Here is a 21,241-nt window from a genome sequence, read left to right as displayed (position 1 = left end):
GGCGCACTGCAGCGCTTCTTCGTCGATGGCCGCATGCATGCAATCCCCCGTCGCTGAGATCGTGCTCGCCTACCTCCGGTCCGAGCGATGGGCGCTGGCGCGCGTCGTCGCTGTGGTGCTGGTGGCCAGCGTCGCGACCGTGGCTGCGCCCTACCTGTTCTCGCGCCTGATCGATCGCCTGCCGCAAGCCGGAGCGCCGGCCCTGGCCTGGGCCTTCGTGGCCTATGCAGGATTGCTCGGACTGGGGTCGGCATTGCAGCAGACGGTGCAGTACCTGTCCTTCATGCGTTCGGAGAATCTCGGTTTCATCGCAAGCACGCGCTATTTCGCAGCGATCCTCAGAAAGACCAGCGCGTTCTTCGTCGAGCACAATCCGGCCGAGATCCAGGCGGCCGGCGAAAAAGGGCGTAGCGGGCTGAAGATCCTGGTGCAGCTGGCACTGGTCGCCTTCATCCCCGGCGTCGTGCAGATCCTGCTGAGCCTGCTCACGCTGGGCGCGCTGATCGATCTCCAGCTGGTCGTCGTGGTGGCGACATATGGCGCGGCGGCCATCGGTCTGTCGACACTGGCCACCCGACGCGCGCGTGTCCATCTGGAGGCGGCCACCGCCGCCGGGCAGGCGAACGCCCGCTTCGTCGGCAACGCGATGAACGCCATGGAGACGCTACGCCAGTTCGGCAGTCACGCATGGATGACCCAGCGCTTCGAGCAGCGGGCGCAGGTGGTCCGCGACAGCTGGCGTGCCTATGTACTGCAGCGTCTGGGCTATATCGCCATGCTCGGCGCCGGCCTGGCGATCCAGTTCTCCATCACCTTCGTGCTGCTGCTCCCACGCTACCAGGCCGGCGCGATCAGCATCGGGGACCTGGTGCTGTTCAACCTGTTGCTGCTGCAGCTCAATACGCCGTTCGAAGCACTCGCGCGCGCCATCGACGATGTCGCGCGAGCGCGCGCGATGCTGGTCCCGCTGGTGGCGCTCTGGAACGCGCCGGAGGAGTCGCGTGTGCATCATGCGTCGCGATTGGTGCCAGGCGCCGGGCGGATCGTATTCGATCGTGTCAGCCACCATTACGACAACGGCCGCGGCGTTGCCGACGTGAGCTTCTGCGCGGAGCGGGGCGGCATCACCTTTGTGACCGGCGAAACCGGTGCGGGAAAATCCACCCTGTTCAAACTGGCGTTGAAGAGCCTCGAGCCGGAGAGCGGCCGTATCCTTGTCGACGGGACCGATATCGCGGGCATCGATCGTGCCGACTGGCACGCGCTGGTGGCGCACGTTCCGCAGGATGTGGTCCTGCTCAACGAAACCCTGGCAGACAACATCCTGCTCGGCCGCGCGCGCGACGACGCACGCCTGCGCGCGGCAGCGGCCAAGGCGGCCATCCTGCCGCTCCTCGACGCGCTGCCGCAGGGTCTGGAGACCGTGGTCGGCGAGCGTGGCCTGAAACTGTCCGGTGGCGAACGCCAGCGCATTGCGATCGCGCGGGCGTTGTATGGAGATCCGGCGATTCTGCTGCTGGACGAGGCCAGCTCCGCGCTGGACGAGACGACCCAGCGCGAGGTGATGGCGCACGTCCGGATGCTGGCACACGAGGTGACCGTGCTTGCCATCACCCACCGGCAGACCGGCATCGCCGCGACCGACCGGGTGATCACACTGCCGGGCCATCGGAGTACGTCATGTGTGCCGCTCGGTGTGGTCTGAGCGACGGCCGGCATCGGCATTGTGCAAACAGCGCGGCTGCGCCGTGTTACTGCCATGACGACACGCGCGTTGCCTGGATCGGCCCGGTAGTACAGGCGCATGCCGGCGGCGGCCGCCGCAAGCTAGACCGCAGGAACAGTGGTCCTCTTCAGATCCAGCTTGGCGCGCAGCACATAGTTCTTCCTGATCGTCTGAACCACCTGCGTCAGGCGTGGATCGTGATAGTCCTTGAACAGTGGCGGCCTGGCTGCACGCAGATAGAAATCCCGGTCCTGCTTCACCGCAGCCGGCAGCAGGATCTCGGACGTATCGCGGTCGCTGGCGTCGGTCACCAGACAGGGGATGTAGCGGAAGCCGAGCGAGCGCAACAGATAGGCACGATGAGAGCCGTTGGTCAGGATCAGCCGCTTGCCGACTCGCGTGGCGCTGATCACGTTGTCGCTGAAGCCCAGGTAGATCACGATGGCGTGGCTGGCCGCGCCGAACGGCGCGTAATCGGTCACGGCGGATGGATCGAGCACCGCGACATCGAGAAAGCGCAGATCGTTGGAGCTGGAGGCGAATGCGTAGTCGCCGTCCGCCTGCGCGTAGTGCACCGGCGGCTGCGCCTGCGCACCCTGGCAGGCAGCGAGCGTCATGACGTCGCTTTCGCTGGGTGTGGTGCCGAGGCGCTCCTCGAGTGTCTGGAGATGGCGCAGGTTGATGGAGTCCTGGAAGATGATCAGGCGATCCACTTCCACCATGCACCAGGCGCGCGGCACCGCGCTGGTGATTCGATGCATCGAAGGCTGTCGCAACGCCGCCGCACCCAACGCAGACAAGTCTTCCGGCAACTCCTGCATGCCGACCTCATCGGCGAGCCCGGCTTCGTCGTCGGCGAGCATCGACGCCACGGCTCTTGCCTCACGCCAACGCGCCAGCAGCACGGACTCGTCCACGTGGCCGGGAGGGCAGCGCTCGCGAACGAAGCGAATCAGTTTCGATAATGGAAACAGCCCACGCAGTAGCAGCGTGTGGTCGAACGCATCGTCGCTGTCTTGAACACCCATTGCTTCTCCTGTGCGTCGTCGGATCGATGGACGTGACGTTTCGCGGGCGACATGCGCGTTCCGTGATCAGAATCACGCAGATACTCCAGCGACTGGAAGTAAAAACGCCACATTCGCAATTGTTACCTTGTAACATTCGCTTGCCGCACACGCAATTCGCGATGACGCTTGTGGCGGCTGCCCGAACGCGTCCAACGACGTTGGACGCGCTACTGACTGACCAAAGGAGATGTGCATGAACGAGTTGATCGAGCTTGGGCTGGTAGAAGATTCCATCCAGCAGGATCAGGATGGCGGCGGTCTCATCGAACTTGGCACCGTGGTGTCCGAAACCAGGGCGCATAGTCACGGCACCTTGTGGGATGGCATCTTCCCGACGACCTCGCCGTAACCGCGCTGATCGATGCCAATGGCGGTGCATGCCCTGCATGCACCGCTTCTCCCGCAACCGGAACCGCCATGGGCATGATGGAGCCGTCACCGCCGTATCTGCTGTCCAGACATGCGCACCTGTGCGTCGCCGGCGGCGTGGTTGTGCTGCTGGATGTTGCCACCGGGACCTATCTGTCGATCGGCAGGCAGCAGGCGGCGACGCTGGGCCGCCACGTCCTGGGCTGGCCGATGCAGGCCGACGATCCGGCCATTCCCCCGATCCTGCAAACCTTGCTCGATCGCGGTCTGATCACCCGCGATCCGCTGCAGGGCAAGCCTGCCATCACGCCCGCCCTGGCATTGCCCGGCCGCTGGATGCGCGAGGGCGAGCCGCGTGGGTGTCCACGCATCACCCAGCGCGACCTGCGCAGATTCGCGGTCGCGGTCGCCGTTGCCGCCATCGGCAAGAAGTGCGCACCACTCAGTGTCATCGTGGCAAGGGCCCGGCGTCGAGCCGCACGCAGACCAGCGCAGCCGCCTGCAGTGCACCAGCTGGCCTCGCTGGTTCGCATCTTCGATTGGTTACGCCCGCTCGCCTTCAAGAAGACCGACGAATGCTTTCTGTACTGCTTCGCCTTGAGCGAGTTCCTGGCCAGCTACGGGTTTTTCCCCTCGTGGGTATTCGCCGTGCGCACCGCACCATTCGCTGCGCATTGCTGGCTGCAGCATGACGACTACGTGCTGACCGACATTCCATTCAACGTGCGCCGGATGGTTCCCATCCTGGTGCTGTGACGCGGGCTGCCCATGTATCGCTATCTCGCCGTGTTCTGGAACGCGCAGTCGCCTGCATCGGTGGAGGACGCCGTGCAGATCACCGCCCGCATCGCTTCGGTGTTGCCGGACGCCACCTGCGCCCTGCGCGAGGACGACGCGGCGATCTATTGCCAGACCGACGATCCCGGCTTCTTCGAATGCACGCGCGCGGATCGGCTGGTGATCATGGGCAAGATCTTCACCAAAACCTTTGCGGCAGGGGAGGTCCCGGCCAAGGCCAGCTTCGACGCGGCAGCTGCGCAGACGGCGGGTCACAGCCAGGGCGCACATCTGGTGCGGCACTACTGGGGCCGCTACGTCGCCTTTTGCCACGATGCATCCTCGCGCAGCTGGTGCGTGGTCCGTGACCCGACAGCAGAGCTTCCCTGCTTCATCACGGTGGTCGGGTCGGTCACCCTGGTGTTCTCCAGCATGCAGGATTGCCTGGCGCTGCAGCTCAGGAACTTCTCGCTCGATTGGTCCTACCTGGCCGGTTCGCTGCTGTTTCCGTTTCGCGAGATGCGCCAGACCGGCTTCGAAGATGTAGCCTCGCTCGAAGGTGGCGAAGGCATCACGATCCGCGATGGCCGGCCTGGGACACGGCACTGTCACTGGGATGTGGTCAGGCAGGCCGTGGAGGATCCGATCACCGACTTGAACGAAGCGGTACGACTGGCGCGATCGACCCTGCTGGGGTGCATCGGTGCCCTGGCCGGTGAGCATGCGCAGATACAGCTGCAGCTCTCCGGCGGCCTGGATTCATCGATCATTCTCGCCGGCCTGCTGCAGGCTCCCTCCGGCCCGCAGGTGCAGTGTGTCCATCACTACGATTCGGGCATCGGCGCCGACGAGAGGGACTTCGCGTGGATGGCGGTCGCCGGCGCCAGCGCAGCGTCCGGGCGCAGTTGCGAGTTCATCCAGTACCAGCGGGCACCGCACTGCGCGCTGGAGGAGATCATGGCCTTTCCGGTCACGGCGCGGCCGGCGCATTGCTCGGGCCATCTGCTGCACCGGCGCACCCGTCGGGCCGGTGATCCTCAGCAGGAGCCGGTGCAGTTCACCGGAGTCGGCGGCGATGCGGTCTTCATGCGCTTCAAGGGCAATGCAGCGGCCATCGACTACGCCTGGCGGCGTGGAATCGATCGCCAGTTCCTGCGCGTGGCATTCGAGACGGCCCAGTCGGGCGATTCGCTCTACGGCGTGATCAAGGATGCGCTGCTGCATGGCGTCCTGAAGCAACCGGTGCGCATCAACGAGAACTGGGGCAACCCGTGCGAATGGGTGAAGGTGGATGCCGGCGCGCATGTCACTCCGCAGCCGGCGTGGATGCGCCACGCCATCGCCCAGGGGCTGCGCGTGTCGCCGCACAAGATGGCGCACATCGGCAGGATGGTGTTCCCGGTCAGCGTGCTGGACCCGTTCGAGGGCGCAGGGCAATGCCATCGGGTGTCGCCGATCAGCGCGCAGCCGGTGGTGGAACTGTTCGCCCGTCTTCCGATCCACTTGCTCATGGCCGATGCCGAGGATCGGACGGTTGCGCGCCGCGCATTCGAGGGCCTGCTCCCGCACGCGGTGCTGTCGCGCAAGGTGAAGTGCTATCTGGACGATCACTCCGTGGCCGTCACCCGGCACCACCGGGACTTCATCAGCGGCCTGCTGGTCGGCGGGCGGCTGGCCGAGCGCGGATTGATCGACAGCGCGCTGGCCCGCGCCGGGATCGGCCGCGTCAGCCCGGACCATTCGTTGCAGGCGTTGGGAATCTTCGGGCCTCAGCTCAACATCGAGGCCTGGTTGCGGCGCTGGTCGGCGAGCGCGCTCGGCACCGGCGCCATCGCCGCCTAACGGTGTCGGCTCATCTCCTCCAGATAGAGGTCTTCCAGGTCGTTGGCGGTGATGCTGGCGGCCTTCAAGGTCCGCCGTAGCCGGCCGGCCTGCATCAGGCCGATGGTGGTGGCGACTTCGCGCGCACGGAACAGGTCATGGGTCGCCATCAGGATCGCTGTGCCGCGATCGCGCTGGCGCAGCAACAGGTCGTGGAATTCGGCAGAGGCCTCCGGATCCAGGCCCGAGGTCGGTTCGTCCAGCAGCAGGGCCTTGGCCTGTTTCACGATGGCCAGTGCGATGCCCACTTTCTGACGCATTCCCTTCGAGTAGTGGCCAACGCGGCGATCGAACGCGTCGGCCTGCAATCCTGCCGCCTGCAGCGCCTCGCGCAGGCGCGCGGGCGAACGCGCTTCCACGTTCGCCAATCGCGCGAAGTAGTCGAGATTCTCGTAGCCGGTCAGCTCTTCGTACAGGGCGACCGTCTCGGGGATGTAGAGCAGCCGGCGCCGTACCGCATGGGGGTGGTGCTGCGCGTCGAGCCCGTCCACTTCCGCCGAGCCCGAGGTTGGCGCCATGAAGCCGAGGAACAGTTTGATCGTGGTCGATTTACCTGCGCCGTTGGCGCCCAGCAGGCAATAGATTTCTCCTGGCGCCACCGTGAAACTCACATCGTCCAATGCCCGATGCATGCCGTGGTGCTTGGTCAACGTCTTTGCGCAAAGCATGCACAGATCCTCATGGTGTTGTCGCTTGGTTCCGCATGGCGCGGGCGGCGACCAGCAGCAGCCCGGTGGCAGCGAGCAGTGCGGCCAGATCGGCCAGCACGCCGGTGCCGAACACGCTGTCGGTTTCCCGGAACACGAAGCGCGGAAGGCCGTCGTATTCGGCCAGCGTCTGGATGGCATCGCGCTCCAGATACGTCTGGTGCAGCCGTCGGCGCTGTTGCCGGAACAGGGCGACCTGATCCTGGAAGGCGAGGGCACGGTCGGCGTCCGTGCCGGCCAGGCGGTCCAGCGCATCCTGCGCAGCGACCGATGGCAGCAGGAAGCGCACACGGTCCATCACGCGGCGGCGTGCATCCCGCGCCTGCCGGTGCTCGGCGAGCAGGGGCGCCAGCTGCCGATCGGCGGCGACCAGCTCGGCGTAGCTCTGGCGCAACTGATCGGGAATGGCAGGCGCAGGCGAGCGCACCGGTGCCGGAATGACCGCCCGCTGCAGCCGTTGCCGCTCGGCGATCTGTGTCATGTGCGCCTTCACGTCGGTGGAAAAGCGCAGCTCCGAAGGTGCAGGCGAGAGCAGGTCGATGCCGGCCAGCGTGAGCGACGGCGCCATGACCACCAGCGACAGCCAGATCGCGCCGGCGGCAACCGCCGCGTCGGTGGAGCGTCGCGCGCGCAGGCCGATGACCAGCGCCACCGCCAGCCAGAAGCCGCCGTAACTCAGGACGATCAAGCTCAGACAAAGCAGTCCGGCGGGGTCGCGCGCGCCGGCCCACGCCGCGACCGCTACCAGGATCGCCGTCGCCGGCAGCAGCACGACCACCCCGCGCGCCAGTGCCTTGACCACGATCAACCCGCCCACGGCGATCGGCTGCGCCATCACCATCGCCGCGATACCGCGCTCGCGCTCGCGCGACCACAGGTCGTAGCTGGCCGCGAGCAGGATCAACGGCAGCAGGAAGACCACCACGAAGGCCAGGTCGAAGCGCCCGGCTGCGCGCGCGGTCGGGCTGCCGATATCCGCCCAGAGGCGCTTGAACAGTGCGGTCGCATCGCCCAGCGCCACCACGTCGGCGGTGAACGGATACGCGTCGGCCTGGCCGATCGATACCGCCGTCATCGGCGCCGGGGGCAATACAGGCTGCACGCGCGGCAGGACCGAGGGCGCCTTGCCGACGAAGCTGCGCGCACGCGCCTGCATCTGCTGCTCTTCGGCGGCGAGCAGGCCGATGGCGCCCGTGCGCTGGCCGACCCACTGGCTGCCGTTCCAAGCGGCATAGGTCGCAAGCGCGGCAAGCAGAAGCAACAGGCCCACCACTGCGCGATCGCGCAGCAGGCGGCGCATTTCATAGCCTGCGACCGCGATGCTGCTCATGCCCGCAGTTCCAGACGTGATGCGCAGAGGCGTGTCAGCACAATGCCAAGCAGCGCCCAGCCCAGCAGAATCGCCAGATTGGGAGCCTGCGCAGCGGCGGTGGCGACCCGCGTCGGCGCTTGCGGCGCGTAGGAGATCGAGCGGGTGAGCGTGGCGATATCGGCAAGGTGATACTGCTCGCCCGGCGGCGGCTTATGCGTTTTGACCTCGTGGTTCAGCGCCTGGATCAGCCGGTAGCGGTAATCCTCCACGCCACGCAGATAGGCCAGATGGGCGGCGTAATCGGTGCCGGCAAAGGCGCGCGACCAGGGTTGCAATGCCAGGGTCGGCGAGATGGCGGCGAAGGCGCGCTGCACGCGCTCCTGCTGTCGATAGGCCGCATGCAGGCGTTCGAAATGCCGCGCATAGGTCTGGGTGGAATTGTCCTCGCCGAACTCCAGGGCGACGCCGCGGAAGTTCAGCGGCAGGTCCGCGACGTCGTCGACCCGATAGCGGGCCAGCAGTTCGGCCTTGAGCGACGCCAGCCGCTCATCGGCCGGATCATGGCCGTCGACGCCGCTTTCCGCCTCTTCGGTGACCGCTGCGCGGAACGCCGGGGCGGAGGGCGTGGGCACCAGGCTTTCGGCCACTGCCGGCGCCACGCGGGGGGCGAGCAGGGTCGCCACCACCCACATCCCCAGCAGCAGCACCAGCGAGGTGCGCGCCGAGCGACACAGCCCGGAAACGCCAATGGTCAACGTGCAGAAGGTCAGCAGGTAGAGTAGGTAAGCGCCTGCGATGGCCAGCAGGGCCACCAGCTCCGCCGCGCCTGCGCCCTGCACGAACAACGCCGGAACACTGGCGCCGAACAGCGCGAGCGCGAACATGCCGGCCACTGCCGCCAGTGCGAGCACGCGTCCGCCGACCAGGGCGGTGGGCGCGCCACCGGCGGCAAGCTCCTGACGCAGTCGCTCGCGTGCGAGCTCGCCGGACATGCTCGAGAAGCCGGCAAGGATGAGCAGCAACGGCGCGACCACCTGCAGCGCCCAGGCAGCCGAGAAGCCTCCGAAGCTGCTGAGCGCGGTGCCTTCCTCGATCGGCCGGTGGCGGGCCGGGTTCTGCGCATGTCCTTCGATGAACACCGAGGTGCCGACCACCTCCGACACGCCCGGATCGAAGCTCGCCAGCGGTTGCACCGGCGCAGGGATGGCGCGGCCGACGTGCGCGGCCGCATGCGGATCGATCCGGCCCTGGCCGTCCCACAGGCGCGCCTCCTGCTCGGCGACCGCCTGCCGTTCCTGCGCCTGGGCGGACAGGCGCACGGCGCTGGTACCGAGCGAGGTCGCCGCGAGCAACAGCAGCGCCAGCGCCAGCCACACCACCCGCCGCTCGCGCCATAGCAGGATGAGCTGGGTGGCGGCGACGGCGCGCAGCTGGGAGCGCGCGGGCTGGTCCATTATGTCGCGCGCAAGACGGGCAGCGGCCACGGCAGCGTCCTCGGTGAGTTCACCACTGATGGGTCAGGGTCATGGACACCAAACGCCCCAGTGCGGTGGCGTTGGTGGGATCGAACCCGCTGTTGATGCCGTTGACGACGAACGGCGGATCGCGATCTAAGAGGTTCTGCACATTGAAGGCCAGGCGCGTGCCGTCCTGCGATGGCGACGCATGCGCGAAGCGGTACCCGATGTTCAGATCCAGCGTGGTCCAGGAGGCGACATGCGGGTCGGATCGGTTCGCCGGATCGCGATAGTGGTCGGCATAGTTGACGAACAGGCCGCCCGACAGCTGACGTCGGGTCGCCACCAGCCCGCTGCGGAGCTTCAGATCGATCGGCAGATACACCGCATTGAACGCATCGACCTGGGGTGCGGAGCGGCTGATGCGGCGTGTGGAGTCGATGATGTACTGCCCGGCAAGGCTGAGCGCGAACTGGGTCTGCCCGACATCGAAGGCATAGGACGCATCCAGATCGACACCGCGCTGCGAGGTGGCCGCGTTGTTGCGGAAGCGGTTGTCGAGGATGACCTCGGTACTGCTTTCGTCGGTTCCGGGCGCGAGCGCGAACGGGCCGACCCGCGAGACGAATACACCCAGCCCGGCGACGCCGATCTGGCGGGCGCTGCGGATCTGCTCGGGCGTCGGCGCAAACGTCAGGATGTCCGCGTAAGCGGCAGTCGGGCCCAGGAACAGCGAAGGAAAACTGCCTGCGAATCCGCTATCGATACGGTCTTCGTACCTGATGCGGTAGTAGCTGGCATCGATCTTCAGCCCCGGCACCGCTGCCGGCGCGAACGCGATGCCGCCGGTCCAGGTCCGGGCGCGCTCGGGGCCCAGATCGGGATTGCCGTTGGCCAGCATCATCAGCACGGTCCGTCCGCCGGGTGCGTTCGGATTGGGAATGCGCGCCACCACGGCGGTGTTGTTCGGCTGCATGTCCTGGTACACCGGCGCCCGATACGAGCGTCCGTAGGTGCCGCGCAGGGTCAGCCCGTCGGTGGCCTGCCACAGCAGGCCGAACTTGGGGTTGAGGGTGGAGCCGAAGTCGCTGTAGTCGTCGTAGCGTGCGGCCGCCGTCAGCGACAACAGGCGCAGGCCTGGCAGTTCCTTCAGCAGCGGCACGTTCAGTTCGCCGAACACCGAGCCGATGTCGCGGTGCACATCGAACGGCCTCTCCAGCCCGCGGTAGTCGAAGAAATCGTAGCCGTCGCGCCGGAGGCTGCCGCCCAGCGCGATCCGCGCGGCGCCTGCGGGCAGGGTGGCCAGCTCGCCATCTGCGATCAGCTCCAGGTAGCGCGTTTCCGAGCGCATATCGGTGGGGCGCGCCGTGATCGCCGACGTCGCCGAGATCGTGGTGCGCTCGTAGCGCACCGTGTTCCTGCCGTAGCCGCCGTTCAAGCGTGCCTGCCATTGCCGCGGCAGGTCCAGGGTGAGCCCGGCGAACAGATCGAACTGCCGCGTCTGCGGGAACAGGCGGGTTTCGTCTGCGGTGCCGGAAATGGTGGTGTCCATGTCGCGCCTGGCGAAGGAGCCGGTCACGGTGAGCGTCAGCGCCTGGCTCAGTTGCTGGGCGCCATCGACGTACACACTGTGTCGCCTGGAGCCCGGGTACAGATCGTAGGGGGCGACGGTGACATTCTTCGAAAAATCCCTGTCGCTCGCCGCCAGGTTGTCCTGCTTGAGGAATTCGTAGCTGGCCAGCAGGTGGCCCCCGTCCCAGGCCCAACCGCCGGCTTGCGATGCCTGGTACTCGTTCATGCCGCCGGCGGTGGTCGTGCCTGCACGAATGGCGGTCTCGTATCCGGTGAAATCGCGCCGCAGGATGATGTTCACCACGCCACCGACCGCGTCCGCGCCATAGATGGCGGAGGCGCCGTCGGTCAGGATCTCCACGCGCTCCACCGCACTCAGCGGGATCAGCGAGATATCGACGTACTGATAGCGGTTGGACGAGGCCACGCGGTGACCGTTGACCAGCGTCAGCGTGGTGCCGGTGCCCAGGCCGCGCAGGTTGATCGACGTGCCCTGCCCGAAGTTGCTTCCGGTGTCGCGGTCCAGCCCGAGATTGGCGACATTGGCCCCATTGGCGCCACCACCGAAGTTCTGCGGAAGTTTTTCGAAGAATTGCTGCAAGGTCGACACGCCGGTGCGCTCGATGGCCTGCTTCTCGAAGACGATGACCGGCGAGGCGCCGCCCGCTGCCGTCTCGCGGATGTGGCTGCCGGTGACGAGTACCGGCGCGAGCAGCGGTGCGGCGCTTTCGGCCCGAGGATCTTGCACGTCTGCGCTGCTGGCAGCTGGCGTCTGCTGCGCCAGCGCCGGCCAGCTGCCGGCCAGGACCGCGATGCTGCTCGCAGCCAGTAGTGCGGGTGGTCTGAGGATGGAAAGTGTGTTCTTCATCGGCCAGCGGTGTGTTGGGCACGCCATGTCGCGGCGCCGCAGGATGCGACGCCGAATGTGTTACTAAGTAACCCCTTGTTGTTATCGTATAACAAATTTGCGACAAGTCACAATCCGCGCATCCGAACGCAACGGACGGCGAAAGGGCGGCACAGGCCCGGTGCCGAGCTGCCCCCGCAACGCCGGCAGCGACCGCCGGGACAACCGGCGGTCGCTGAGGGGTTCGCAGCGGACGCGCGCTTAGCGCAGATGCTCGCGCAGTCCATCGCCGGCCTGGCCGATGGCATCGCGCACCGCCGGCACGTCGCGCAGCGCGTTGAGCAGGCCGTAATCGTGGATCAATCCGTTGTAGCGGGTCACCGTCACCTCCACGCCGGCTTGATCCAGCTTGCGGCCGAAGGCTTCGCCCTCGTCGCGCAGCACATCCAGTTCGGCGGTCTGGATCTGAGTCGGCGGCAGACCTGCCAGTTGGGCGGGAGTGGCGCGCAGCGGCGAGGCGGTGATCTCGGCGCGCTCCTTGGGGTCGGTGGTGTAGTTGTCCCAGAACCAGGTCATCATGTTGCGGCTGAGGAAATAGCCATTCTGGTAACGCTGGTAGGAACCGTTGTCGAAACTGGCGTCCGTCACCGGCCACAGCATCAGGTTGTAGCGCAGTGCAGGGGTGCCGGCCGCTTTGGCCTGCAGGGCCACTGCCGCGACCATATTGCCGCCGACGCTGTTGCCGGCCAGCGCCAGGCGTTTGCCGTCCACACCGATCTCCCCGCCATACTCGGCAACCCAGCGGGTTGCTGCATAGGCCTGGCGGATGGCAACCGGATAGCGCGCTTCCGGCGACGGCGTGTAGTCCACATAGACGGCCGCGGCGCCGGATGCGTTGACCAGATCGCGGATCAGTCGTTCGTGAGTGGGGAAGTCGCCCAACACCCAGCCACCGCCATGGAAGTACATGAAGGCCGGCAACACCTTGCCGGTGGTATGGGACGGCCGCACGATCACCAGATTCAATGGTTTGCCATCGGCCTGGATGGTCTTGCGACTGACCTCGGCCGCGGGCAGGGGCGCGTTGGCCTGGGCATCGACCAGCACCTGCCGTGCCTGTGCGGGACTCAATTGCTCGATCGGCTTGCCGCCACCGCTGTTGACGGCCTTGAGGAAGTCGGCAACCGGGCGCAGGGGGGCCGGCTGCTCGCTCGGCACGGCGGCCACTGCGGTACCGATCGATGCGGCCAGGATGGTCGCGGCGGCAAGGGCGAGGGGGGTGTGCATGGGAAGCTCCTGAGGAATGCCGGCCGGCGCCGGCGACAGGAGCCACTTTGCGCGCGAGAGCGATACGATAGGCAGCAAATAGTCCGTAAAACTTATCTTAGAGTCCAGAATGGTCGACCGCCTTGCCGCCTTGCTCAATCACTTCTCGGTCAGCGCCGAGGTTTTCCATGCCGGCGCGCTGTGCGGTATCAACCAGCTCGACGGTGGCGAACGGGGGCAACTGCATCTGATCCGCGAGGGCGCGGTGGCGGTCCATAACGGCGATGGCAGCCGCCTGCAGATCGACTGCCCCAGTCTGCTGCTGTACCCGCGGGCGCTGCCGCATCGGTTCGACACCGATCCGCAGCGTGGCGCGGATTTCGCCTGCGCGCACCTGAGCTTCGGCGGCGGCGCGTCCAACCCGTTGGTGCGTGCGCTACCGGCATGCATCTGCCTGCCGCTGGACGCGCTGCGCCAGGGTGCTGCGCTGGTGCATGCATTGTTCGAGGAAGCGTTCGCCCAGCACTGTGGACGCCAGGCGGTGCTCAACCGGCTGTTCGAAGTCGTGCTGGTGCATGTGATACGCGAACTGATGGAACAGGGCCACGCCGATAGCGGCATGCTGGCAGGCATGGCCGATGCGCGCCTGCGGCTGGCCCTGGTCGGCATCCACGACGCGCCCGCGTATCCGTGGTCGCTGGACACGCTGGCCGCCAAGGCCGGCATGTCGCGCAGCGCCTTCGCCCGCGGCTTTCACGACACGGTGGGCTGCACCCCGGGCCAGTACCTGCAGGAATGGCGCATCGCTCTGGTGCAACGCGGCCTGCGCCAGGGCAGGCCGCTGAAGCAGCTCGCCCACGACGTGGGCTACGCCAGCGAGGCCGCACTGTCGCGAGCATTCAAGGCGCAGGTGGGGCAGTCACCGCGCGCGTGGCGGGGTGCCGTCGATCATGACGCATGACAAGGCAGGTCGACGCGTGCAGCAGCGCGCACTCCGGTCGACGCGTGCCTGTCCCGAGCATCCGCTCCGGTTCCTGCGAGACAAGTGCGGGCGTTGCCCTGCACGCGGGCATGTTGCCGGCGCGCGCGCCCATGTACACGCGAATGGCCGCTAACGCTTTCGGGCCAGCCAGCGTTTGCGGAGCCTCGCGCGGACCGGCTCGTCGAAGCATCGCAGGATGACCAAGCGAAAACCACCATCACCACGAAGGTCGCAACGCCTGCCGCCATGGCCGCAGGCGGAGATGGTTTCTGGCTGACGGTGTAGTTGAGAAACACGAAGGCCGTGGGAAAGTGGGTGATGTAGAGCGGATACGAGATCCGACCGAACCAGTGCGCCATCCGCGCACGCCAACCTGCCGGTTCGGAATGAATGCCCAGCACCAGGATGAGCGGGAACATCACCGACACGCAGAACAGATCGTAGAGGGCATTGAGCTTGATGCCGCCCGCCTCGCCGAGGGACGGAAAGCAGAACAGGCCGGTCATGACGATGGACAACGGAACCAGACCCAGGCGCATGCGCGCAAGCCTGTGCTGCACCCGATAGATGAGCAGGCCCACGGTAAATGGATATGCGAGTCGCAGCGGCGCCCCCCACAGATTGTCCCAGCCATAGCCGATGTCCAGGGAGCCGGCGGTCAGCGCTCCGCCAGCCAGGGCCACCCATGCGACCGACGCCACGATGCACAGGGCACGCACGGACAGGAAACGAAGCACCAAGGCGTAGGCGATGTTGGCGATGTATTCCTGAAGCAGCGACCACGACGGGCTATTGATCGGATGGGTGTCATGCCAGCGGTTGTCGAGGATCGGAGCAGGCAGCACCAGCAGGCACATGGCGAATGCAGCCAATACCAGGGCCAGCGGGCTGGATTGGCTGGTACCGGCGAACGGGTCGAACAGATAGCTCGACACGCCAAGCACGGCTCCCGCCACCACCAGGGGATGCAGGCGGATCAGGCGAGCCACGAAGAACTGGCGGGTGCTCATGGTGGCCCACCGATCGTCGTAGGCGTAACCGATCACGAAGCCGGAGAGTGCGAAGAAGAAATCCACCGCAAGATACGCATGCGGAAGGATCAGCTTGTCATGCGCGAACGCAACGCCGATCCCCTGGATATGAAACAGCACGACCAGCAGTGCGGCGGTCCCGCGAAGGCCATCGAGAACATCGAAATGGGTCTTGCCGCCGTCCGTACGTTGCAGCGGTGATGGCGTGTGCGGTCGGTTCATGTGCGCTCGATGCGATCCGTCGGAGTCCGGTCTTGCCGGAGCCGGGCTAACCTAGGGAGGTTTATCGATAAACTCAAGAACGCGACAGCGGCGTATCGTCTACGTAGCAGGCGTGGTCGCACTCGGGAACGCCATGCATGTGGCAGGCCGGACGGGCGATCGATGTGCAGCGACGAGCGCATGCGTGCCAGCCGGCCGCATGCGCTCGTCGAGAGTTTCGGCCCGCTTAGCGCAGCGTCTTCAGCGCCATGTCGTGCAGGGCAGGGCTGCCGGATATCAGTACCGGGCCTCCTACTTCGGGCCGGCCGCCATCCACACGCGTGACCACTCCGCCGGCCCTTTCGATGATGGGAATGAGCGCCACGATGTCATAGGCCTGCAACGACGGCTCCAGCGCGATGTCGATATGACCTGCAGCCACCATGACCATGGCGTAGCACTCCCCGCCATATCGCGTCATGCGGACCTGGTCCTTCAGGCGGTCGAATCCCGCAGCCAGCGCGCCGTGGTAGCCCTGCGGGCTGGTCGTATGCAGAATCGCTTCGTTCAGCGCAACCTGCCGCGTGTGCAGACGCTCGACCGCTGATCCGCGCCGGTGCCAGGCGGCATCGGCGTCGGCCCAGAACCGCTCGCCGGTGAACGGCTGGCTCATCATGCCGCGCACCGCCACGCCTCCATGTGTCAGGCCGATGAGCGATCCCCAGACCGGGATGCCGCAGAGATAGGGCTTGGTGCCGTCGATCGGATCCAGCACCCAGCAGTAGTCGCTCTCGCCTTCGGCGCCATACTCTTCGCCGAGGATGGCATGGTCGGGAAAGCGCTCCCTGATCAGGGCTCGCATCGCCGCTTCGGCGCTGCGATCGGCATCGGTGACCGGGTCGAACCGGTCGCCCTCCTTGTATTTGGTGTCTACGCCGATCGGCCTGCGGAACCGCGGCAGCGTCTGCGCATCCGCAAGGTCTGCAAGGCGATGCAGGAAGTCGCTCTCCGGGTCTTCGATTCGATGGGTCTGCATGATCGCCTCCTCAGACCTTGAGCCAGCGGGTGGACGCGGCGACGCCGATCAGCAGAACAGCCACTCCCATGAATGCGCCGATCAAGCCGATGCCATGGGCCGCGAAGCCGATCAGTGCGGGACCGGCCAGGACGCCGGCATAGCCCAGCGTGGTGACCGCGGTGATCGCAATGCTCTCCGGCATGCGCTGCTGATTGCCGGCCAGGGAGAACAACGCCGGCACGATGTTCGCGCAGCCCAATCCGAGCAGGACATAGCCAGCCAGCGAGACCTGCCACGGTGTTACCCAGGTCAGGACCACGAAGCCCACGCTCGCCAGCAAGGCGCCCACCACGATGGAGCGAATGCGTCCCAGCGATTCGACCACCGAATCGCCGAACAGCCTGGTCACCGTCATGGTCAGCGCGAAGGTGACATAGCCCAGGCCCGCCATGGCCGGCTTGACCTCGCGGACATCGGCCAGGAACACCGCGCTCCAGTCCAGCATCGCACCTTCTGCCAGGAACACGACAAACGCCAGGATGCCCAGGAACAGCACGATCCCCTTGGGCCAGGCGAGCAGTGGGCCGTCCTGATGCAGGGCCTCGCCACGCCAATGCCTGAGCGAGAGCACCGCGATCGCCGCCATCGCGACGATGCCCGCCAGCGACGCCGCCATCGGGCCGATCTGCGCAGACAGCAACGCGGTCATGGCGGCGGCGCCGATGAATCCGCCAATGCTGAAGAAGGCATGGAAACCGGACATCATCGCCCGATTGGCCTCGCGCTCCACCACCACGGCCTGCATGTTCATGGTGCAGTCCATCGCGCCCACGCCGGCGCCGAAGACGAACAGTGCGCCACCGAGCAGCCAGGGATTGGCGGTCAAGGCCAGCAGTGGGAGGCTGACGCAAATGATCGCGGTCGTCGCGATCATCACGCTCCGGCAGCCGAAGCGTGCGGCCAGTGCGCCGGAGACGGGCATGGCAATGAGCGAGCCTGCTCCCAGGCACAGCAGGATCAGGCCGAGGACACCGTCCTCGACACCGGTTCGGGTCTTGGCGAATGGAACCAGGACCGCCCAGATGGCGGTGGCGAATCCTGGAATGAAGAATGCGGCGCGTGTGGCGTGCTGCTGCGCGCGGGCGCTGGAGGTAGGCATCGTGGACATAGGGGTAACCGTTGATGAAGTTGAAAGTGTCAGCGCGGCAAGCGGTGGACGGCGACGCCTGCGCTGGCAAAGGCGTGGAGATGCGTGTCGGAGACGCCTGCGGTGACCACCAGATCGTCGATTTCGGCCAGCGCCGCCACATGGTGATTGGCTTCGGTACCGACCTTCTCGGCCGAGGCGGCCACGATGACGCGTGAGCTGTTGGCCACCACCAGCCGCTTCAGGGCTGCCTCTTCGACATCGGTGGCCCAGACGCCGGTGGTTGAATCCAGCGCGCAAGCGCCGGGGACACAGACGTCCATGCGCAGGCGTTGCAACTGCGACAACGCCTCCGCGCCGAGGATCCCGCCCGCTTCGGGAGCGAAGAGGCCGCCGATCAGCTGCACGCGGACCCCGCGGCGCTGGCCGGCGGCAATGGCGATCTGCGGAGAATTGGTGATGACGACGAGGTTCTGTTGTTCGGGCAGGCACTGGGCGGCAAGCAGGTTCGTCGTGCCTGCATCGAGAAACACGCTCTGCCCCGGTTGCAGCAGTGCGCAGATGCCGGAGGCCAGGTCCGCCTTGCCGGCAACGCTCTGCTGCGCACGATCGTTGAAGCTGGCCACCTCGACTGCCGCTTTCACGGCGCCGCCGTAGACGCGCTTGCACAGACCGCGGCTGGCCAGTTCGCGCAGGTCGCGGCGGATGGAGTCCTCGGAAACGCCGAAGCGCGCCGCCAGATCGCTGGAGGAGACCCGGCCCTGCTCGCGAAGCAATGCCAGGACGGTCTGGACGCGTTCTGCGGGAAAACGGTTGTCGTCGGTCATGAGGCACCACTAAGCGAGATCGTGCAGTATCATGCATAATCGTGCACAATAGTGCATGAGCGTGCACTCAACCGCAGTCGGACGCTGGCCACGCATCGGCGTGGGCCAGCGTGTCCAATGGAGGGAGGCACATCACCCACCGAGATCTCGCCGTGCCCATCCGACGTTCTGGCGCTCGTCCGCCGATCACGCTACGAACCGTGGCCGAGCGGGCCGGCGTCTCCCCCATGACAGTCTCCAACGTGATCAATGGCCGCGGAAAGGTGAGCGCCCAGACGCACGCGCGGGTCAAGGAAGCCATCAGGCTGACCGGTTATGTGCCGAACATCGCGGCGCGCCGCCTGGCAGGCGCGGCAGGCACCCGGCTCGGACTTGTCTACTCGGACATCCGATCCCCGTTCCTGAGCGAGGTGTTGCTCACCACGCTCGCCAGCGCTACCGCGATCGGGGCGCAGTTGGTGGTCAGGGAAGGGCAACTGCCGAACCGGGATCACGCCGAGCAGCTGGTCATGGAGCTCATCGACGCGGGGGCCGAAGGCTTGCTCCTGGTGCCTCCCTACGCAGAACTGCTCGCCGAATCGGACTATTTCCAACGTCTCGGCGTTCCGGCCGTGGCGATCGCCGGTGCCACGCCACTGGCGGGCATGCAGACCATCCGGATCGACAACCAACTGGCCGCCGACCAGTTGACCAGCCACCTGATCCAGCGCGGCCATCGACAGATCGCCTTCATCGCCGGGCCGATGGACCATGGTGACTGAACCGCCCCGGGATTCCTTGAGGCTCCAACTCTTGAGAGGATGGAGTGATGACCAAGCCAGTGAAGTATTCCCCGGAAGTCCGGGAGCGCGCGGTGCGGATGGTGCTGGAACACCAGGACACGCACAGTTCGCAGTGGGCGGCGATCGAGTCGATTGCCGGGAAGATCGGGTGTACAGCCCAGACGCTGCGCAACTGGGTACGTCGTGCCGAGCGTGACCAGGGGCTGCGTCCGGGCTTGACGACGGACGAGCGAGTGCGGATGAAGGCGCTGGAGCGGGAGGTGCGCGAGCTGCGGCAGGCCAATGAGATCCTGCGCAAGGCATCGGCGTATTTCGCCCAGGCGGAGCTCGACCGCCGCTTCAAGCCATGACCGGGTTCGTCGCAGAGCATCGCGATGCCCACGGAGTGGAGCCGATCTGCCGGGTTCTGGAGATCGCTCCGTCGACGTACTACAGCCACGCTGCCCGGGAGGCGCATCCGCAGGCGCGTGCGGACCGCTGGTGGCGGGATCAGGCACTGGAGGCGCAGGTTCGCCGGGTGTGGGACGAGAACCGCCAGGTCTACGGCGTGCGCAAGGTCTGGAAGCAGTTGCTGCGTGAAGGCTGGCAGGTGGCGCGATGCACGGTGGAGCGGTTGATGCGCCGGCTGGGCCTGCGGGGCGTCATCCGCGGCAAGGTGGTGAAGACCACGCACAGCGACAAGGCGCAGCCGTGCCCGCTGGACCGGGTGAATCGGCAGTTCCAGGCAGAGCGACCGAATGCACTGTGGGTGAGCGACTTCACCTACGTCTCGACCTGGCAGGGCATGGTGTACGTGGCGTTTGTGATCGATGTGTACGCGCGGCGGATCGTGGGCTGGAAGGCCTCTACATCGATGACGACGGACTTTGTGCTCGATGCCTTGGAGCAGGCCCTGCACGCCCGACAGAGGGATGGGGAGCTGATCCACCACTCCGATAGGGGATCGCAGTACGTGAGCATCCGCTACAGCGAACGACTGGCCGAGGCTGGGGTCGAGCCGTCGGTGGGCAGCGTGGGCGACAGCTACGACAATGCGCTGGCCGAGACGATCAACGGACTGTACAAGGCCGAGGTAATCCACCGCAGATCGTGGCGCAATCGCGAGCAGGTGGAACTGGCCACCCTGGACTGGGTGCACTGGTACAACCATGAGCGACTGCTGGGACCGATCGGGCACATCCCGCCAGCGGAAGCCGAAGCGGCTTACTATCGGCAACAAACCGGTCAGGTCGAGGCGGCCTGACTCAAACCAAGCGACCTCCAAAAAAGTCGGGGCGGTTCAAAGCCCGTGACAGGCAGCGGCAAGCAAGGATGCCAACCCAGAGTGCGAGACGGGGAAAACCAAGCACTCATTCCACGCCACGTATCAATAACCGCAGAGAGTTCTGTCGTCGAATTTGGGGCAGCTTGCCGGTAGCTCTCTGAAAAAGAGGCAATTTGTTGGAGGTCTATCGAGATTGGGGCATTTGTCGGTGCCAGTTGGGGCATATGCTGGCTGCCAGTGGGGCGATTCAGTGTCGGCAATCACGAGGTAAGCCAGAGCCATAGCCAGCGCGCCCGCGATTTCAGCGCCTGCCGGGCACGATTTCGCATAATGTATATTATGTCAGAATCGGCACGGGGTCATGCCTTACCCCGGTCAACCCATCACCCGTTCCACATAGGCCCAAGTCGACGAGCTGTACCAGTTCACGATGTCGATCTCGCGGGTTGCCTGCAACCACTGCACGCCGTCATCCAGTGCATCGGCTGACAGCGTGTACTTGCCGGCCGCCAGGTCGTCCTCGAACTGACGGACAAACACGCGCATCGACGGTGCCAGTAACAATGCGACAGCATGCTCGCTGTCGAGGAAAACAATCTGCCCGCGGGTGCCGTCTGCAGTTGGGATCAGGTCGATACACAAATGGCATCGGGCGAAATCGGTGCCGATGACCACGCGCTGCTTTCCGAGCGTCATCACCGGCTGGATTCCCGCATCTGCAAATCGTGCTGCTACGGGTTCGTCGGCCTGGTCGCTTTCCACGGTGTCGAGCACTTCATCCACGCTCATGAAGGACAATGCGCACGCGAAGTTGGCCGTTGCATCCGGGTCGAGTCCGGCGCTTTCGCGATACAGCTCAGTCAGATCGGGGGGTAACGATTGGCCAAGTGCCGATTCAAGGGCGGCGAGTTGCGCGTCGCTGGCCGGTGGCAGTAGCGCGTTGGCGATATCGGGCGCAATGTGATGCAGCCGTGCGCGAACTCCTTCCAGCACTGTGTCGCTCCT

The 21,241-nt window shown here is 66.1% G+C and carries 18 protein-coding genes and 1 other annotated feature; of the genes, 7 read left to right on the top strand and 11 right to left on the bottom strand.

Going from position 1 to position 21,241, the window contains the following annotated elements:
- Positions 1-37: 37 nt before the first annotated feature.
- Entirely contained in the window at positions 38-1,705 is a 1,668-nt protein-coding gene (locus tag LL964_RS01420; RefSeq protein ID WP_208621422.1) for an ABC transporter ATP-binding protein, read from the top strand.
- Positions 1,706-1,827: 122 nt separating this feature from the next.
- On the opposite strand, the gene LL964_RS01415 is transcribed toward LL964_RS01420, so the two are convergent.
- The gene (locus LL964_RS01415; RefSeq protein WP_104587094.1) at positions 1,828-2,754 is read right to left on the bottom strand and encodes a hypothetical protein; all 927 of its coding nucleotides are present in this window, start codon (positions 2,752-2,754) and stop codon (positions 1,828-1,830) included.
- Positions 2,755-2,989: 235 nt separating this feature from the next.
- Here LL964_RS01415 and LL964_RS01410 point away from each other — a divergent pair, with 235 nt between their 5' ends.
- The 3 genes from LL964_RS01410 (at position 2,990) to LL964_RS01400 (ending at position 5,784) form a co-directional block, all read left to right on the top strand.
- Positions 2,990-3,145 (top strand): hypothetical protein, encoded by a 156-nt coding sequence (locus tag LL964_RS01410; RefSeq protein ID WP_167395273.1) that lies wholly within the window; start codon positions 2,990-2,992, stop codon positions 3,143-3,145.
- Between the two features lie 74 nt (positions 3,146-3,219).
- Positions 3,220-3,921, top strand: a complete 702-nt coding sequence (locus LL964_RS01405) for a lasso peptide biosynthesis B2 protein (RefSeq protein WP_104587180.1) — start codon at positions 3,220-3,222, stop codon at positions 3,919-3,921.
- A 12-nt stretch (positions 3,922-3,933) separates the two neighbouring features.
- Positions 3,934-5,784, top strand: a complete 1,851-nt coding sequence (locus tag LL964_RS01400) for an asparagine synthase-related protein (RefSeq protein WP_104587093.1) — start codon at positions 3,934-3,936, stop codon at positions 5,782-5,784.
- On the opposite strand, the gene LL964_RS01395 is transcribed toward LL964_RS01400, so the two are convergent.
- The 5 genes from LL964_RS01395 to LL964_RS01375 form a co-directional block, all read right to left on the bottom strand.
- On the bottom strand, positions 5,781-6,491 hold the full coding sequence (locus LL964_RS01395; RefSeq protein WP_104587092.1) for an ABC transporter ATP-binding protein: 711 nt from the start codon (positions 6,489-6,491) through the stop codon (positions 5,781-5,783). The genes LL964_RS01400 and LL964_RS01395 overlap by 4 nt on opposite strands.
- A 10-nt stretch (positions 6,492-6,501) precedes the next feature.
- Complete coding sequence (locus LL964_RS01390; RefSeq protein ID WP_104587091.1) at positions 6,502-7,860, bottom strand: DUF3526 domain-containing protein; 1,359 nt, start codon at positions 7,858-7,860, stop codon at positions 6,502-6,504.
- Complete coding sequence (locus tag LL964_RS01385) at positions 7,857-9,326, bottom strand: DUF3526 domain-containing protein (protein WP_228329357.1); 1,470 nt, start codon at positions 9,324-9,326, stop codon at positions 7,857-7,859. Before LL964_RS01385 ends, LL964_RS01390 begins: the two co-directional genes overlap by 4 nt.
- 19 nt (positions 9,327-9,345) lie before the next feature.
- Positions 9,346-11,619: a TonB-dependent receptor plug domain-containing protein gene (locus tag LL964_RS01380; protein ID WP_228329356.1), complete on the bottom strand. Its 2,274-nt coding sequence runs from the start codon at positions 11,617-11,619 to the stop codon at positions 9,346-9,348.
- Between the two features lie 360 nt (positions 11,620-11,979).
- The gene (locus LL964_RS01375; RefSeq protein ID WP_146092359.1) at positions 11,980-13,005 is read right to left on the bottom strand and encodes an alpha/beta hydrolase; all 1,026 of its coding nucleotides are present in this window, start codon (positions 13,003-13,005) and stop codon (positions 11,980-11,982) included.
- Positions 13,006-13,114: 109 nt separating this feature from the next.
- Here LL964_RS01375 and LL964_RS01370 point away from each other — a divergent pair, with 109 nt between their 5' ends.
- A complete protein-coding gene (locus LL964_RS01370; RefSeq protein ID WP_104587088.1) occupies positions 13,115-13,945 on the top strand; it encodes an AraC family transcriptional regulator in 831 nt (276 codons plus the stop codon).
- Here the strand turns inward: LL964_RS01370 and LL964_RS01365 are convergent.
- From LL964_RS01365 to LL964_RS01350, 4 genes are all read right to left on the bottom strand, one after another.
- Entirely contained in the window at positions 13,933-15,219 is a 1,287-nt protein-coding gene (locus LL964_RS01365) for an acyltransferase family protein (protein ID WP_104587087.1), read from the bottom strand. The genes LL964_RS01370 and LL964_RS01365 overlap by 13 nt on opposite strands.
- A gap of 226 nt (positions 15,220-15,445) precedes the next feature.
- A complete protein-coding gene (gene hisN, locus LL964_RS01360; protein ID WP_104587086.1) occupies positions 15,446-16,234 on the bottom strand; it encodes a histidinol-phosphatase in 789 nt (262 codons plus the stop codon).
- Between the two features lie 10 nt (positions 16,235-16,244).
- Positions 16,245-17,375 carry an MFS transporter gene (locus LL964_RS01355; RefSeq protein ID WP_104587178.1) on the bottom strand — a complete coding sequence of 377 codons (1,131 nt, stop codon included), beginning with the start codon at positions 17,373-17,375 and terminating at the stop codon, positions 16,245-16,247.
- Positions 17,376-17,413: 38 nt separating this feature from the next.
- Complete coding sequence (locus tag LL964_RS01350; RefSeq protein WP_104587085.1) at positions 17,414-18,190, bottom strand: DeoR/GlpR family DNA-binding transcription regulator; 777 nt, start codon at positions 18,188-18,190, stop codon at positions 17,414-17,416.
- Between the two features lie 200 nt (positions 18,191-18,390).
- Between LL964_RS01350 and LL964_RS01345 the strand changes: the two genes are divergently transcribed.
- Together LL964_RS01345 and LL964_RS01340 are read left to right on the top strand one after the other, a co-directional pair.
- On the top strand, positions 18,391-18,951 hold the full coding sequence (locus LL964_RS01345) for a LacI family DNA-binding transcriptional regulator (RefSeq protein WP_146092358.1): 561 nt from the start codon (positions 18,391-18,393) through the stop codon (positions 18,949-18,951).
- A 47-nt stretch (positions 18,952-18,998) separates the two neighbouring features.
- Positions 18,999-20,215, top strand: a protein-coding gene (locus LL964_RS01340) for an IS3 family transposase (RefSeq protein WP_425478152.1) whose coding sequence is annotated in 2 segments (ribosomal slippage) — positions 18,999-19,287 and positions 19,287-20,215 — 1,218 coding nt in all. Because the reading frame shifts where the segments join, the coding sequence is not laid out codon by codon here.
- Positions 19,277-19,393 (top strand) — a sequence feature (AL1L pseudoknot). Its footprint overlaps the gene before it by 117 nt.
- A 396-nt stretch (positions 20,216-20,611) precedes the next feature.
- On the opposite strand, the gene LL964_RS01335 is transcribed toward LL964_RS01340, so the two are convergent.
- Positions 20,612-21,229 (bottom strand): SMI1/KNR4 family protein, encoded by a 618-nt coding sequence (locus tag LL964_RS01335; RefSeq protein ID WP_167395299.1) that lies wholly within the window; start codon positions 21,227-21,229, stop codon positions 20,612-20,614.
- Between the last annotated feature and the right edge of the window lie 12 nt (positions 21,230-21,241).

This window comes from Xanthomonas melonis (assembly GCF_020783655.1).
Classification (GTDB): Bacteria; Pseudomonadota; Gammaproteobacteria; order Xanthomonadales; family Xanthomonadaceae; genus Xanthomonas; species Xanthomonas melonis.
This window is presented reverse-complemented; position numbering and strand designations above follow the sequence as displayed.